The organism is Nocardia sp. NPDC057440 (assembly GCF_042802915.1).
Taxonomy (GTDB): domain Bacteria; phylum Actinomycetota; class Actinomycetes; order Mycobacteriales; family Mycobacteriaceae; genus Nocardia.
The window spans coordinates 164189-177856 of the sequence record NZ_JBHVDF010000015.1 but is presented as its reverse complement, the minus strand read 5'-3'; the positions used below and the strand labels follow the sequence as shown (position 1 = coordinate 177856).

11 protein-coding genes are annotated in these 13668 nt (G+C 67.6%); 8 read left to right on the top strand and 3 right to left on the bottom strand.

What is annotated here, in order from left to right; genetic code table 11:
• Positions 1 to 325 precede the first annotated feature (325 nt).
• On the top strand, positions 326 to 2563 hold the full coding sequence (locus tag ACFU4Z_RS27865) for a hypothetical protein (protein ID WP_379068349.1): 2238 nt from the start codon (positions 326 to 328) through the stop codon (positions 2561 to 2563).
• A gap of 306 nt (positions 2564 to 2869) precedes the next feature.
• On the top strand, positions 2870 to 4228 hold the full coding sequence (locus tag ACFU4Z_RS27860) for a DUF5933 domain-containing protein (RefSeq protein WP_379068346.1): 1359 nt from the start codon (positions 2870 to 2872) through the stop codon (positions 4226 to 4228).
• A 70-nt stretch (positions 4229 to 4298) separates the two neighbouring features.
• Here ACFU4Z_RS27860 and sigJ read toward each other — a convergent pair whose 3' ends face one another.
• The gene (gene sigJ, locus ACFU4Z_RS27855; protein WP_379068343.1) at positions 4299 to 5219 is read right to left on the bottom strand and encodes an RNA polymerase sigma factor SigJ; all 921 of its coding nucleotides are present in this window, start codon (positions 5217 to 5219) and stop codon (positions 4299 to 4301) included.
• Between the two features lie 160 nt (positions 5220 to 5379).
• Between sigJ and ACFU4Z_RS27850 the strand changes: the two genes are divergently transcribed.
• From ACFU4Z_RS27850 to ACFU4Z_RS27825, 6 genes are all read left to right on the top strand, one after another.
• Positions 5380 to 6498: an amidohydrolase family protein gene (locus tag ACFU4Z_RS27850; protein ID WP_379068340.1), complete on the top strand. Its 1119-nt coding sequence runs from the start codon at positions 5380 to 5382 to the stop codon at positions 6496 to 6498.
• Between the two features lie 32 nt (positions 6499 to 6530).
• Positions 6531 to 6917, top strand: a complete 387-nt coding sequence (locus tag ACFU4Z_RS27845; protein ID WP_379068338.1) for a hypothetical protein — start codon at positions 6531 to 6533, stop codon at positions 6915 to 6917.
• Positions 6914 to 8488 (top strand): multicopper oxidase family protein, encoded by a 1575-nt coding sequence (locus ACFU4Z_RS27840; protein WP_379068335.1) that lies wholly within the window; start codon positions 6914 to 6916, stop codon positions 8486 to 8488. Before ACFU4Z_RS27845 ends, ACFU4Z_RS27840 begins: the two co-directional genes overlap by 4 nt.
• Before the next feature lie 406 nt (positions 8489 to 8894).
• Entirely contained in the window at positions 8895 to 9809 is a 915-nt protein-coding gene (bla, locus tag ACFU4Z_RS27835) for a class A beta-lactamase (protein WP_379068332.1), read from the top strand.
• Positions 9810 to 9916: 107 nt separating this feature from the next.
• Positions 9917 to 10354, top strand: a complete 438-nt coding sequence (locus tag ACFU4Z_RS27830) for a VOC family protein (protein ID WP_379068329.1) — start codon at positions 9917 to 9919, stop codon at positions 10352 to 10354.
• Between the two features lie 254 nt (positions 10355 to 10608).
• On the top strand, positions 10609 to 12084 hold the full coding sequence (locus ACFU4Z_RS27825; protein ID WP_379068326.1) for a DUF1254 domain-containing protein: 1476 nt from the start codon (positions 10609 to 10611) through the stop codon (positions 12082 to 12084).
• A 197-nt stretch (positions 12085 to 12281) separates the two neighbouring features.
• Here ACFU4Z_RS27825 and ACFU4Z_RS27820 read toward each other — a convergent pair whose 3' ends face one another.
• Together ACFU4Z_RS27820 and ACFU4Z_RS27815 are read right to left on the bottom strand one after the other, a co-directional pair.
• Positions 12282 to 12644: a MerR family transcriptional regulator gene (locus ACFU4Z_RS27820; protein WP_379068323.1), complete on the bottom strand. Its 363-nt coding sequence runs from the start codon at positions 12642 to 12644 to the stop codon at positions 12282 to 12284.
• 164 nt (positions 12645 to 12808) lie between these two features.
• Positions 12809 to 13630: an alpha/beta fold hydrolase gene (locus tag ACFU4Z_RS27815; RefSeq protein ID WP_379068320.1), complete on the bottom strand. Its 822-nt coding sequence runs from the start codon at positions 13628 to 13630 to the stop codon at positions 12809 to 12811.
• Positions 13631 to 13668 lie beyond the last annotated feature (38 nt).

The following is a 13668-nucleotide window of genomic DNA, read 5'->3' as shown; positions in this document are numbered from 1 at the left end:
AGATGTGCCGCTCGGGCTCGAGCGGCCATTGCCACACCGCCTTGTCGAGGTGGGCGTAGGTGATCGTTGAGGACTCGGCAGAGGGTCTCCAGCCGAGGGTCTTTCGCGGCCTGGTGTCGAGGGCGTGGGTGACTACCGTGACAACCACCACTCGGTGGCTGCCCGCAGGCTAGGAATCCAGCCTGGCCCCGCCGCCGAAACCCTCATTCCCCCTAGTCATCCGCTCCGCAGGGCCCGGCGGCAGCGGACAGTGTCACCACGCCGACGCAGTCGGTCATCTCTTCGCCTTGCCCCGTTCACGCGGTTCGAATAGCGTCCGACGTTCGTGAGCGGTAGTGCGGTTGTCGAAGCGCGAAAAGACAGATACAAGTGGGGGGCGGTTACCGCAGTCGGAGTGATCGCCGGATACGTGGCGGTCCTGCTGGCGGACGCGCGGCACTACTACACCGACGACACCGAAGCCCAGTACGCCCCGATGTGGGTGATGCTCGGCACGCAGCTGCGCGAGGGGCACTTTCCCGCGCTGGTGCCGTGGGAGTGGATGGCGGGCAACTACGCCCTGGAAGAGGCGGGGCTGTACAACCCGCCCCAGTTGCTGGTCTATCTGCTCGCGCCGTCGATGGACAACCTCGCCGTGTTCGCCACGGCGGTGAAGCTGATTTTCTCGATCATCGCCGCGCTGGGGGTATTTCGGATCTGCCTGGCCTATGGCGCACGGACGCCGTGGGCGGCGGTCGCGGGTGTCGCGTTCCCGTTGAGCGGCTGGTTCCTGTTCTTCGACGAGGCCAGCTGGGTGACCTCGCACACCGCCACGGCGTGGCTGGTGCATGCCTGGGCATCCGCGGTGCGCTACACGCGCGGCGGCAGTGGGCCGATCCCGGTCTTCGTCTTCCTCTACCTGGCGCTGACGGTCCAATATGCTTTCCCCGCAGTCGAATCCGGGTTGATGATCGTCACGATCGCCGCCGGTGAGGTCGTCTATCAGCGGCGCTGGGCCCCATCGATGCGGCTGCTCGCCGCGGCAGGATGCGCCGCGCTGGCGGCAGCGGCGGCCAACCTGCCCGGGATCCTCTCCTCGCAGGTGACCTGGCGCGGCAGCGCCCAGATCAACAACGATCCATTCCTGACGGTGCCGTGGTCGGAGTCGCTGAACGCGAGCCTGCCGAGCACGGCTCCTGCGTTCACTGCCTGGTGGGGACATATCCAGCCCTTGCCGATGGTCTACATAGCGTGGTTCCTGATTCCGGCGCTGGCGTTCGTCGGCTGGCATGCGGCGCGGCAGTCGGTGCGGGAATTCAGTGGGATCGCGTTCTTCGCGACGGCGGTGCTGATGTGGACCGCGGGGCCCGGCGCGATCGGTCCGTTGCGCTGGCCGGCCCGCGTGTTACCGATGGTCGCCCTGGCATTACTCGTGCTGGTATGCGTATTGCTCAGCCGCTATGGCACTTTCGCGTCGTCGCGCAGGCGCGTGATCGCCGCCGGGGTCCTCATCGGACTGCTGCTCGTGCGTTCCTTCTCGGCCGCTCCGCAGCTCATCGTGCGGCATCTCGTCGCGGTCGCGGTGGTGGCCGCGATCGGCGCGGCGGTGGTGTGGCTCGCCCGCACCCGGGGACCGGCGCCTGCGTGTGTGCTGACCATCGTGGCCATGTTCCCGATTGCCTACGCCCAGGTGCAGGGCGCGCCGCCGACCCCGATGTCCTACAACTTCCCGGAGCGACGCTCGGCGATGGTCGCCGCCTTCCCCGATTTCGACGGTGTCACACTGCAACTCGCCGACCGCGTGCTGGTGGGACCGGAGGACAAGAACCTCGCGGGCGCCTACGGCTCACTGTCCATCGGCAGCTACGCGAAGAACCTCGGGCTCCACTATGTCAACGGCTACACCCCCATCGGCCACGCCGCGTTCAGCGACCTGGTGTGCATAGCATGGGACGGCAGCACCTGCCCTGACGCGTTCCGTCGCGCCTTCGCCACCGAACCATCCACCGGCCGAACGATTGTCGACCTGATGAAGGTCGACCGTGTGGTGCTGCAACGCGCTCAATATCCCGACGCCCGCGACCACGCCGCGCCATCGGGCTGGACGTGGGTCGACTATCCGGGCCACGAACGCTATATCTGGGTGCTGGAACGGGAAAGCGGCCGCATCTCCGCCGAGAACGGCGTGATCGCCGATACCCGCGACGTCACCGCCACCTCGATCTCGCAGGACAGTTTCCGCAGCGATGCCCGCGTCACCTCGGCTCGCGGCGGTCGTGTGGTGTTTGCGCGGCTCGCCTGGCCCGGCCACCGAATCACCTTGAACGGCAGGGAGATCCCTGTGACCACGGTGGCGCGCACCTTCCTTGCCGCCGACATTCCGGCAGGCACCGACAACGCCGAGCTGACGCTCACCTGGGCCCCGCCGGGCTGGCAGGTCGGCATCGCGACCGCGGTGGCCGGAATCGGCGGAATCGGTCTGCTGCAGTGGGCGTACCGGCGAACGCGCCGCCGCCCGCTGCTCCCGCCCGACGATTGTCCGTCGGAGGAACCGGAGCGTGAGCTGATCACCGCCGACGTGTAGCGCACGCGAATCGCGTCACCGTGCGCACCCGACGGCAGCGCCGGATGGCGCGGTGCGGGCCACTGCCGACGGATACTTCCGTGGGCAGTGGCATCCGCCGTGGTCACCGCGTCGTGGCGTCCGGTGCATCGAAGCGGTCCGGTCCGATCGTGATTCGGGTCACCGAGACAATGGCCGCGCGGATCGCGGTACGCTCGGGGGCGACCGGCTTCGGCAGGCAGTCAAGGGTTTTCGCGCTCGTTCGTGAGATCGAATGCCGTTAACCGGCCCGCATGGTCGTGTTCACATCGTGTTTACGATGACCGAATGCTTATTCACGACGCGCAGGGCCGTTCGACCTCACCTCCCGAGCGGGTGGGTCTTGCGCGGCTCCAGCAGCGTCGATCGACGGCTGTCTGGTGCGGCATAGTCGCCGCGATATCGGTGCTTGTCGCAGGCCAGATCGTGGCCGCCCATATCCACGCTCTCGGCCCACTGACCAGCCTTTTCCGCGACTATGCCGGAACACCCAAGTCCGCGACGACACCCTGGGCGGGCTTCCTGCTCGCGCTGGTCGGCGTGACCACCCGGGTCCGCGTGACCGCCCTCGCCGCCGCCGTCGCCCTCGACCTGGTCTTCGTGACCATCCGGACGCTGGAGGGCCGACCGTTCACCGTCGGCAATGGCCCGACCATCGTGCTCACGCTACTGGCGGTCATCGCCGCACTGCGGTGGACCGGCACACGGCGTCGGACGGCACTGCACACCATCGCGCTCGGCACGCTGCTCGTTCTCGCGACGAAGGTCGGCGAGATCTGGCTGGACATCACCGCATGGACGTGCCCGCAAGTCCTCGATCCCTATGTGCAACTGGCCGATCGCGCACTCGGCAGTCCGTCGTGGCTCGTCGGCCACGCCCTCGACGTGGCGGGACCGGTGCCGTTGGGCCTGGTGCGCTGGGTGTATTTCGAGCTTCCTGTCGCCGCTATCGTCGTGGCCATCTGGCAGCTGCGCGGTGTCACCACAGGTTCGTGGCCCCGGCACCATCTGGTGCGCACGTTCCTGACCCTCGGCCTCATCGGCCCGATCTTCTACGTGGTCTTCCCCGTCGTCGGGCCGATCCTCGCCTTCGGGTCGTGGGGCCACGGCATGGAACTGGCGAACGTGTGGCCCGCCACCGTTCCGCCGATACCGGCTTCGGTCGAATCCATGCCGTTCGACGGCATCACGCCGCGTAATTGCATGCCGTCACTGCACACTGCGTGGGCGCTGTCGCTGTTCATCCACTCCAGGCGCGGACCGCTGTGGCTGCGCTGGGGCGGCGCGTTCTGGCTGGTGTGCACCCTCATCGCGACGCTCGGCCTCGGCGCGCATTACGGCATCGACCTCGTCGTCGGCGCCACACTGTGCCTGACCGTCGAGTCCGCATTGCGTGACCCGGACCGGGGCTGGGACCGCGCGCGGATCCGGCTGGTGGCCTTCGGCATCGCCGTGTTCGCGGGGGTGCTCCTGTGCATCCGCTACCTTGCCCTCCCGATGGCGAACTATCCGGTCCCCTTCGGCATCGCGATCCTCGGCGCTTTCGCCGCACTGGCGATCACCTTCTACACAATCTGGTTCGCCCCAGCCCGCGACGAGGAGGTCCGCGCGCCCGCAGCCGAACACGCCGATCTCGAGCCACGCTGACAGCTCGGGCCTGCGGCCTCGCCGAGCTCGCACCGGGGATCCGCGTCGGCAGGGCCGCTCGGCCTTTCGGTCATCGAATGGTCGTGAGCTTGTCCGGGTTGGTCACCGAGTAGATGCCGCGGACGGTGTCGTCCGAAGCGACGTCGAGGACGACGACAGCGAGCGGCGCGTCGCCGTCGAAGACGACTGCGCACGGATCGCCGCTGACGGCCCGGTAGGTGATCTGGTAGTCGGCGCGCATCCCGCGAGCCACCGCGAGGAAGACCTCGATCACCTCTGCCCGTCCGTGCACCGGCCGCAGGCTCGTCGCAGGCCCCTTCGCCCCGCCGTCGGTCCACAGCGTCACATCCGGCGCGAGCACGGCGAGCAACTCCTCGGGATCACCGCCCATCGCGGCGGCGACGAAACGCTCGGTGACCACCCTGCGCACTCGTGGGTCGGCCTGCTGCCGTGGCCGCCGGGCATGCACGTGCTGGCGAGCCCGGTAGGCCAGCTGACGGACCGCGGTCGGACTGCGATCGATCATCTCCGCGATCTCGCTGTGCGAGTAGCCGAAGACCTCGTTCAGCACGAATACCGCTCGTTCGATCGGGCTCAGCGTTTCGAGAACCACCAGCAGCGCCATGGAGAACGATTCGGCGCGGATCAGCGCGTCCGCGGCGTCGTCTTCGTCCGGCGCGGTGACCACCGGTTCAGGAAGCCATTGGCCGACATAGGTTTCCCGGTGCCGGTTCATCGCCGTCCGCCTGCCGAGCGCGTGATTCACCGCGACCCGCACCAGATACGCCCGCGGATTGTCGATCTGCCCGGCGGTCGCACTGCGCCGCGGCGCCCACGACAACCAGGTCTCCTGCAGCACATCCTCGGTGTCGGCGACGCTGCCGAGGATGTTGTAGACGACCGAGACCAGCAGTTCCCGATGCCGCACGAACTCCGCTGTCGCGCTGTCGGTCTCCGCGGTGGGCAGGTGGTTTCGGTGCGGGTCGGTCATCGTCGGCTCCCTTGCTGTCGCGTATCGATCATGGGAGACGCGGACACCGGGCGCGATAACACAGTGTGATCCATCTCACCGGCGCGTTACGTTCCAGCACCGGCCCGCACTCCTGATTTTCGTACGCGGCACTTGCCGCCCGAGCACCAGGAGAGATTCCATGCGCACCGTGATTCGTGATGTCCGCCTGTTCGACGGCGCGAAGACCACACCCCGCACCACCGTGCTGATCGTCGACGACCATATCGCCGAGTTCGAGGGCGGCACCGGTGACCTCGAGATCGACGGCACCGGCCGGACCCTGCTGCCCGGCCTGATCGACGCCCACACGCACACCTTCGTCGTCGACGACTTGCGCGCGGCACTGACCAACGGCGTCACCACCGAGCTCGATATGTTCTGCCTGCCGCCCAGCCTCGCCGAGCTGCGCAAGCAGACGGCCGAGCGTGACGATATCGCCGACTTCCGTTCCGCGGGCACCCTGGCCACCGCGCCCGGCGGTCATCCGAGCCAGCTGCTGGCCGCGGCCGGCGTCGAAGCCCTTGGTGTCGAGCCGTTCGACACGATCCACAGCCCCGGCGAAGCGGCGTCGTTCGTGGAAGCTCGACTGGCCGAGGGCGCCGACTATCTGAAGATCGTCATCGATGACGGCGCGGTGCACGGGACCCACCTGCCGGTGTTGTCGGCGGATACGGCGACGGCGTTGGTCGCCGAGGCCCACGATGTGGGTCTGCGGGTCATCGCGCACGCGATCACCGCGGCGGAAGTGCGCATCGCCGTCGACGCCGGTGTAGACGGCCTCGCCCACGTCTGGACCGACACCACCGATGCCGCGCTCGACCTGGTGAATCTGATTGCGGCGCAAGACATCTTCGTAGTGAGCACGCTGGTGTACTTCGAGGCGATCACGCACAACGCCGCCGCGGCCGACTGCGCGACGCCAGCTACCGCGGCCGGGGCGTCGCAGGTCGCCCGGGCGCTGCACCGGGCAGGCGTGCCCTTGCTCGCGGGCACCGACGCCACCCCGTTCGTCCCGGCCCACGGCGTCGACCTGCATCACGAGCTCGCCCTGCTCACCGCGGCCGGACTCGACAACGAGCAGGCGCTCGCGGCGGCGACCAGCCTGCCCGCCCACTACTTCGGACTGGCCGATCGAGGCAGGATCGCGCCGGGTAAACGTGCCGACCTGCTGCTCGTCGACGGCGATCCGACCACCGACATCTCGGCGACTCGCTCGATCGCCGAAGTCTGGCGTCGTGGCGTCCGCCATATCCGTTGACCGGGCCGGATACCACGCAATCGAGGAGAGTCATGACCGAAGCCATCGGGCGCGCCCCCGCCTGGCCGCTGATGTCGTTGCGCATCGTGAGCACCGCGGTGGCGTTGCTGGTGCTCGTCCAGGCCGCCCTTGCGGGTGACTTCCTGTCCGGCAGATACGAGGCCTTGGCCATGCACAGTCGCAACGGCAGTGTTGTCGCGGTCGCCATGCTCGGACAATTTGTCGCGGCTGTTCTGCTCTGGCGCAAGGGTTTCGGCCCGTCGTGGCCGGTGCGGACCAGCCTGATTCAGCTGGCGATCGCGGGCGCGCTGATCCCGCTCGGCGAGAATCGGATACTCGCCGTGCATGTCCCGCTGGCGGTGGGACTCGCCATCGGCACCGCACTGCTGGTCGTCTGGGCATGGCGGTGGCGGCGATGACCGGGGTGAATCGGCGCGGGTTTCTGCGGGCCGGCGCGGGAGTGGGTGCGACAGCGGCAATCGCGGCGGCCGGTTGGCGGGTGAGTGCGCATCTGCTGTCCCCCGGGCAGCCGGGCCGCCTCCTGCACAGTCGGACTCCGCTGCCGCGTCCTTTCCAGGCGCTGCTACCGGTGCCTCCGGTGCTACAGCCCGTGCGCAGCGACGCGACCACCGACTACTACGAGATCCTCCAACGGACAGCGGACCTCGACATCCTGCCCGGATTGCGCACCACGGCGTGGACATATCACGGCAGCTTTCCCGGCCCAACGCTGCACGCGCGCTCGGGTCGTCGCACCGTCGTGCGGCACCGCAATGAGTTGCCCCATCCGGTGGTGGTGCACCTGCACGGCGGGCACACGCCCTCCGACAGCGACGGCTATCCGATGGACGTCATCCTCCCGCGCGGCGGCACAGCGCCCACAGCGACACCCCACGGCCACCATGCGGCGGCGGCCGTACCGGGCGTAGTCGCCGATGGCGAGCGGGACTATGTGTATCCGAATGCCCAACGCGCAGCCACACTCTGGTACCACGACCACCGGCACGGCTTCACCGCTCCCGCGGTCTGGCACGGCCTTGCCGGATTCCACCTGATCACCGACGATGAAGAGCAGGCGCTCCCGCTGCCGTCCGGCGACCGGGATATCCCGCTGCTGATCGCCGATCGTTCCTTCGACGCCGACGGCTCCTTCGCCTACCCGTTCGCGGATCCGACTCTCCGCTCACCTGGTGTCACCGACCCCTTCATGAACGGCGTACTCGGTGACGTCGTCCTGGTCAACGGAGCGCCGTGGCCGGTGTTACCCGTCGCCCCGGTGCGTTACCGGTTTCGGCTGCTCAACGGTTCCAATGCGCGCAGATACCGCCTCGCGCTCGATCCACGGCCTGCGGGCGGCGGCGGGTTCGTCCAAATCGGCAGCGACGGTGGACTATTGGCACGTCCGATTGCACACGACCTCCTCGATATCGCCCCGGCCGAGCGTTTCGACCTCGTCGTCGACTTCTCTCGATTCCGTCCGGGAACCAGTGTGCGGCTGGTGAATGCCCTCGGCGAGAACACCACCTCGGACGTCATGCGGTTCGACATCACCGAGGCGGCCTTCCCCGACGACACCGCGGTGCCCGGTCGGCTCGCGCACCTCGCCGCGCTCGACCCGAGCCGCGCCGTCACCGAACGCACCTTCCACTTCCAGCTCCGCCGACACGGCTGGACGATCAACGGCCACCCCTACGAACCTGGCCGTGCGCTCGCCCGCCCCCGCCTCGGCACCACCGAAATCTGGCGTTTCGTCACCGATCTGCACCATCCCGTGCACGTCCACCTCGACCCGTTCCAGGTGCTCAGTCGCAATAACCGCGCCCCCGGCCGTTACGACGCCGGTTGGAAGGACACCGTCGACGTCCGCCCCGCCGAAGTCGTCGAGGTGGCCGTCCGCTTCACCGACTATCCCGGCGCGTTCATGCTGCACTGCCACAACCTCGAACACGAAGATATGGCGATGATGGCCGACTTCGTCACCGAAACATGAACGGGCCATGTGATATTCGCCCCTGTTGCGGCAATCCAGCCCCAGCGAGGAACACACAGGTCAACACGATCAGAAGGCCCGTAGGCCGGTCCGACGAGGTTCACATCCTGTCGCAGCGCACCTTTGCCGAGGCGATGCCATCAGTGACCACCGCTGCGGCCGGGGTGAGGCGGATTCGCCCGCCCGGATGCCGACTGCGAAACGGTGACCACCGGGGAGCGCGGCCAGTCGCGAACGCGGCCGGTTGCGCCGTGATCGGCTTGCGGGATCACCGGACGAAGCCGATGCCGCCCACCACAATGAGGCCGCGACGACCCGCCCGACGTGCAACGATATCGACGCGAATATCGGTTCTCGCACCTTTTGGTCTTGGACAGCCGTACCAACCCTGTGATGTTGTGCCCCCATGAGACAGCTCAACAGGAGTGCACCGGTCCGCTCGCGGATCGCCGTGCTGGCGTTGGCGATGCTGCCGGTGCTCGGCGCATGCGAGTCCGCCACGGAGAGCCCGGCTCCCGCCGTCCAGCCCTCCGACAGCCGGCTGGCAGGCATCGAACAGCAGCACCAAGCCCGGCTCGGGATGTTCACGATCGACACCGGCTCGGGGAAGACCGTCGGGTACCGCCAGGACGAACGGTTTCCGATGTTGTCGACCTTCAAAACACTCGCCTGCGCCGCGCTGTTGCGCGAACATCCGCTCGGCACCGGATACTTCGACCAGATCATCCATTTCACCGAAGCAGAGGTCGCGGCCGCCGGCGGTTCGGCGGTCACCGGCCCCCGTGTCGGGAGCGGCATGTCGGTATCGGAGCTGTGCGATGCCGCAATCACCAAGAGCGACAACGCCGCAGGCAACCAGTTGCTGAAATTACTCGGCGGCCCGCAGGCCCTCACCCAGTTCCTCCGGACCCTCGGCGACCAGGTCACCCATCTCGACCGCTGGGAACCGGACCTCAACACCGCCATACCCGGCGATGAGCGGGACACCACGACCCCCGCCGCACTTGCCGCCGACTATCGGGCGCTGACGGTCGGCGATGCGCTCGCGGAGCCGGAGCGACGACAGCTGACGACCTGGCTGCTCGCTGGCGCTACCGGCGCAACCCGCATTCGCGCCGGGCTGCCCGCCGAGTGGAAGACCGGCGACAAAACCGGGACCGGCGACTACGGATCAGCCAACGACGTCGCCGTCACCTGGCCGGTCGGCAGCACTGCGCCGATCGTCATAGCGGTGCTGACAACACATTCCGACCCCACGGCGCAAGCGGACAGCGGTTTGGTCGCCGAGACCGCCCGACAGGTCGTCGACACGCTGAAGTGATCGCCGATCCCGGACGACTGCGGCCGGTCCCGCCGCAGTCGTCCAGCGGATCGCCCCGAATGTTCGGGAGCCGATTGCTGTCGGTGCCACTGCCTATCATCCGCACCATGGCACATGACTTTCAGATCACCGTCGACTGCGCCGATCCGCACACCCTCGCAGACTGGTGGGCCGAAGCCATCGGCTGGGAGGTGGAGCCCTCCGACGAGGACTTCATCCGCAGCATGATCGCCAAGGGCTACGCGAAGGACGAAGACACCACGACCCATCGCGGCGTCCTGGTCTGGAAGGAAGGCGCCGCCATCCTGCACCCCGACACTCCGGGCAACGCCCCACGCAGGCGCATCCTCTTCCAACTCGTCCCCGAGCCCAAAACCGTCAAGAACCGCATCCACCTCGACATTCGAGTAGGAGCGGACAACCTCCAATCAGAACTCCAACGCCTGACCACCCTCGGCGCAACCTTCCTCCACAACGGCGCCCAAGGCCCGCACACCTGGATCACCCTCGCCGACCCCGAAGGCAACGAATTCTGCCTCTCCTGACCCGCCCGAGGTCCTACGACTCGAACGAGACATGACAGTGGGCGATCTCGCGATTTCCGGCAGCCAGGATCCCGTTCGACTCAGCTCGGCCAGGCCGAGTGGCGCTATCGAATAGCGAAGCTGGAGTTACCGAGCGTTCCCGCGCAGAACATGCGGGAATGAGATATTTTCAAGTGCGCCTCAGGATTCTGGCAAATTTCTAGCCGCGTTCCACGTCTCGTATCTCAGTCCGCTGGATCGACCTCGGGAGTGCTATGAATCGCAAGGACAGTGCCTTCGAACACCACCGTGCGGGACAGTTCTCCCGCCGCTCCATGCTCGGCATCGGTGCGATGACGGTGGCCGGACTCGGCCTGGTCGCGTGCAGCGACGACCGTGAATCGACATCCTCGACCACGACATCCTCGACCACGACAGGCTCGGCGGCGGCGGGTGATGCGAAGGCGATCGCCGCCGACGCCTACATTTTCGGGTACCCGCTCGTGCTGATGGACGCGACCAGAGCCGTCGCCGCGCCTGTCAATTCGTTCGACCACGGCGTATTGCCCGATCCGGCCGAAAAAGGTGTGGTCCGGCTGAATCTCGACACGCTGTATTCGCAGGCCTGGCTCGACGTGCGGTCGGAGCCGATGGTGTTGCAGGTTCCCGCCATGGACGCCGGGCGCTACTGGCTGATGCAGATCCTGGACGCGTGGAGCAACACCGTCCACAATCCCAGCAGCGTCGAACCCCACACCGCCTCCGGCACAACGTCTCCGCCCTTCACCTACGTGATCACCGGTCCCGGCTGGACGGGCACGCTGCCCGCGAATACCACCCAATTGTCCGTGCCGACACCGACGGTCTGGATCATCGGCCGGATCCAGATCAACGGCGACGCGGACACCGCGGCCGTGCAAGCCCTGCAACAGCAGTTGAAGCTGGTGCCGCTGAGCGAGTGGGCGCAGGGCAACGAGGGCGGCACCGTCAGCCGCACCCACGTCACCGATCCCACGGCGATCCCGCCGGTGCAGCAGATCGCCGCCATGGATGGACGCGCGTTCTTCGATCGAATGAGCGCGCTGATGGCGACCGACCCGCCCGCCGCCGCGGACGCCGACGCGATGAAGCGTTTCGCCGGCATCGGCATCACGCCCGGCGGCAACGTCGACAAACTCGACGCCGCCGCTCTCGACGCCGCCGCTCTCGACGCCGCGGTCACCGATGCGAAGCGCCAGATCGCCGACTACGTCAACCCGCAGCTCGAAAACGAGAACGGCTGGATGTTCGCCACCAACGTCGGCACTTACGGCACCGACTACAAACAGCGCGCCTATATCGCGTTGACCGGTCTCGGCGCGAACCTGCCGCAGGACGCGATCTACCCGACAGTGTTCGGCGATGCCGACGACAACGGCGCTCCACGTCGCTTCCGAATCCGCTTCCCCGCAGGACAATTGCCGCCGGTCGAGGCGTTCTGGTCCGTCACCGCCTACGACGCCGACAGCTTCCTGATCCCGAACCCGGACAATATCTACGCGGTGGGCCACCAGGTCCCCGTCGTGCCCGGCTCCGACGGATCGGTCGAGCTCGCCGTCCAGAACGCCAACCCGGGCCCGAGTGTGCCCACCGGCAACTGGCTGCCCATACCGGCATCGGGGAAGTTCTCCCTCACACTGCGGCTCTACGCACCCAAACCCGCTGCCACCGAAGGCGATTGGCACCCACCCAGCCTCGAACCCGTGGCCTGATCGCGGCCGCCGCGTCGGCGAATCCGTCGCGCACCGATCCAGTGCGGCGGATTCGGAAAGGTCCGAGGCCGACCCACCGAGCGGCCACTACCGGATCGGCAGGGCTGCGGCGGCAACCGTACTGCCTGTGTCGGCTCCTGCGGAGCGCGTACCCCGATCTAGGCAATCGACGCCCGACCGCACCGCCGTTCAGTGCATCACCGATCGCGCAGTGCGGTGGTCGCATTCAGGTAGCAGGCCAGGATGTCCCGCGTTTCGGCGAGACAGACCATCTTGGCCTCGAGGGCGCCGAGTTCCCTCCGCAGCAATGCCAGCATGTCGGGATGCGGTTCCAGCTGCGGCGCGGACCCGTGCGCGCAGGGCAGGATGTCGCGAATCACCTCGGTCGACAGCCCGGCGGCCAACAGCGCACGAATCTGCCGCACCACCAGGGGCACTTCGGCGCCGTAGTTGCGGTATCCGTTGCCTTCTCTGTCGGCCGAAATCAGGCCCTGCTCTTCGTAATAGCGCAACAGGCGCGGGCTGGCTCCGGTTTGCGCGGACAGTTCTCCGATTCGCATGCGATCCACCTCACAGCAGGTTGACCATGACATCCGTGTGAAACTTTAGCGTGACGGTATGACACCTTCGCCCGCCGCCGAACTCACCGCTCTCGTGCACGGCAACCGACCCGGCCTCCTGTTCGCCCGTCGGCGACCGAACCCGCCGCCCGGATCAGGGCACGTCAGCCGGTTTGCTGGTTTGTCGAGGCCCGCTGCGCCCAGTCGAGGATGGTGCCCGCGACCAGAGCCGGGTCGTCGAACATCGGGAGGTGACCGACGCCGGGGAGTGTGCGCCAGCTGGCGGCGGGCACGAGTCGACGCCACGGGTCGCAGTATCGAGGCGCGGTGAGGAGCCGATCGCATTCGCCCCAAGCCATCAGAATCGGGATGCCGAGATCGCCGTAGGGTTCGGTTTGCGCGGGAACCGGGTGGACAAGCTCGTCGACGAGGGTGCAGACGAGCGCGTCGCGGGCCGCGTCCATCGCTTGCCTGGGCGAGAGCCGATCGCCGTGCTCGCAGACGATGCGCATCAGTATCCGCCGCAGCGCTGGTACGCGCATGACCAGTGGAATCGCGAAGTAACCGAACCGCAGTTGTCTGCGCATGGATACGAAGATCTTCGGAACCCGGGTTTCCGTCGGCAGCCAGCCGCCCGCAGGCGAGAGCGCGACCACGCTGCGGGCGCGCCCGCGGCGCGCAAGCTCCATGGCCACCCAACCGCCGAGCGAGTTGCCCGCGATATGCGCGGTGTCGAATCCGGCGTCGTCCATGGCGGTTTCGACCGCGTCGGCGAGACCGCCGATCGCGAGCGGGTGGCTGCTCGGCCTGCCCGCATGCCCGGGCAGGTTCGGCGCGAGCACATCGTGTCTGTCGATGAGCGTGGGCAGCAACGATTCCCAGCACCGCCACGAGCTGGTGCCGCCGTGCAGCAGCACGAGCGGTGCGCCGGAACCGCCTCGGTAGTGCGCGGCGGAGGCGGGCAGCACCTGATCAGATTTAGTCATCGTTGACAAATCCCTTCTGAGTTGGCATGCCGCCGGAC

Coding starts and splice junctions, on each gene's coding strand:
- ACFU4Z_RS27860 (WP_379068346.1), top strand. CDS start 2,870: ATGCTTATTCACGACGCGCAGGGCCGTTCGACCTCACCTCCCGAGCGG.
- sigJ (WP_379068343.1), bottom strand. CDS start 5,219: ATGACCGACCCGCACCGAAACCACCTGCCCACCGCGGAGACCGACAGC.
- ACFU4Z_RS27850 (WP_379068340.1), top strand. CDS start 5,380: ATGCGCACCGTGATTCGTGATGTCCGCCTGTTCGACGGCGCGAAGACC.
- ACFU4Z_RS27845 (WP_379068338.1), top strand. CDS start 6,531: ATGACCGAAGCCATCGGGCGCGCCCCCGCCTGGCCGCTGATGTCGTTG.
- ACFU4Z_RS27840 (WP_379068335.1), top strand. CDS start 6,914: ATGACCGGGGTGAATCGGCGCGGGTTTCTGCGGGCCGGCGCGGGAGTG.
- bla (WP_379068332.1), top strand. CDS start 8,895: ATGAGACAGCTCAACAGGAGTGCACCGGTCCGCTCGCGGATCGCCGTG.
- ACFU4Z_RS27830 (WP_379068329.1), top strand. CDS start 9,917: ATGGCACATGACTTTCAGATCACCGTCGACTGCGCCGATCCGCACACC.
- ACFU4Z_RS27825 (WP_379068326.1), top strand. CDS start 10,609: ATGAATCGCAAGGACAGTGCCTTCGAACACCACCGTGCGGGACAGTTC.
- ACFU4Z_RS27820 (WP_379068323.1), bottom strand. CDS start 12,644: ATGCGAATCGGAGAACTGTCCGCGCAAACCGGAGCCAGCCCGCGCCTG.
- ACFU4Z_RS27815 (WP_379068320.1), bottom strand. CDS start 13,630: ATGACTAAATCTGATCAGGTGCTGCCCGCCTCCGCCGCGCACTACCGA.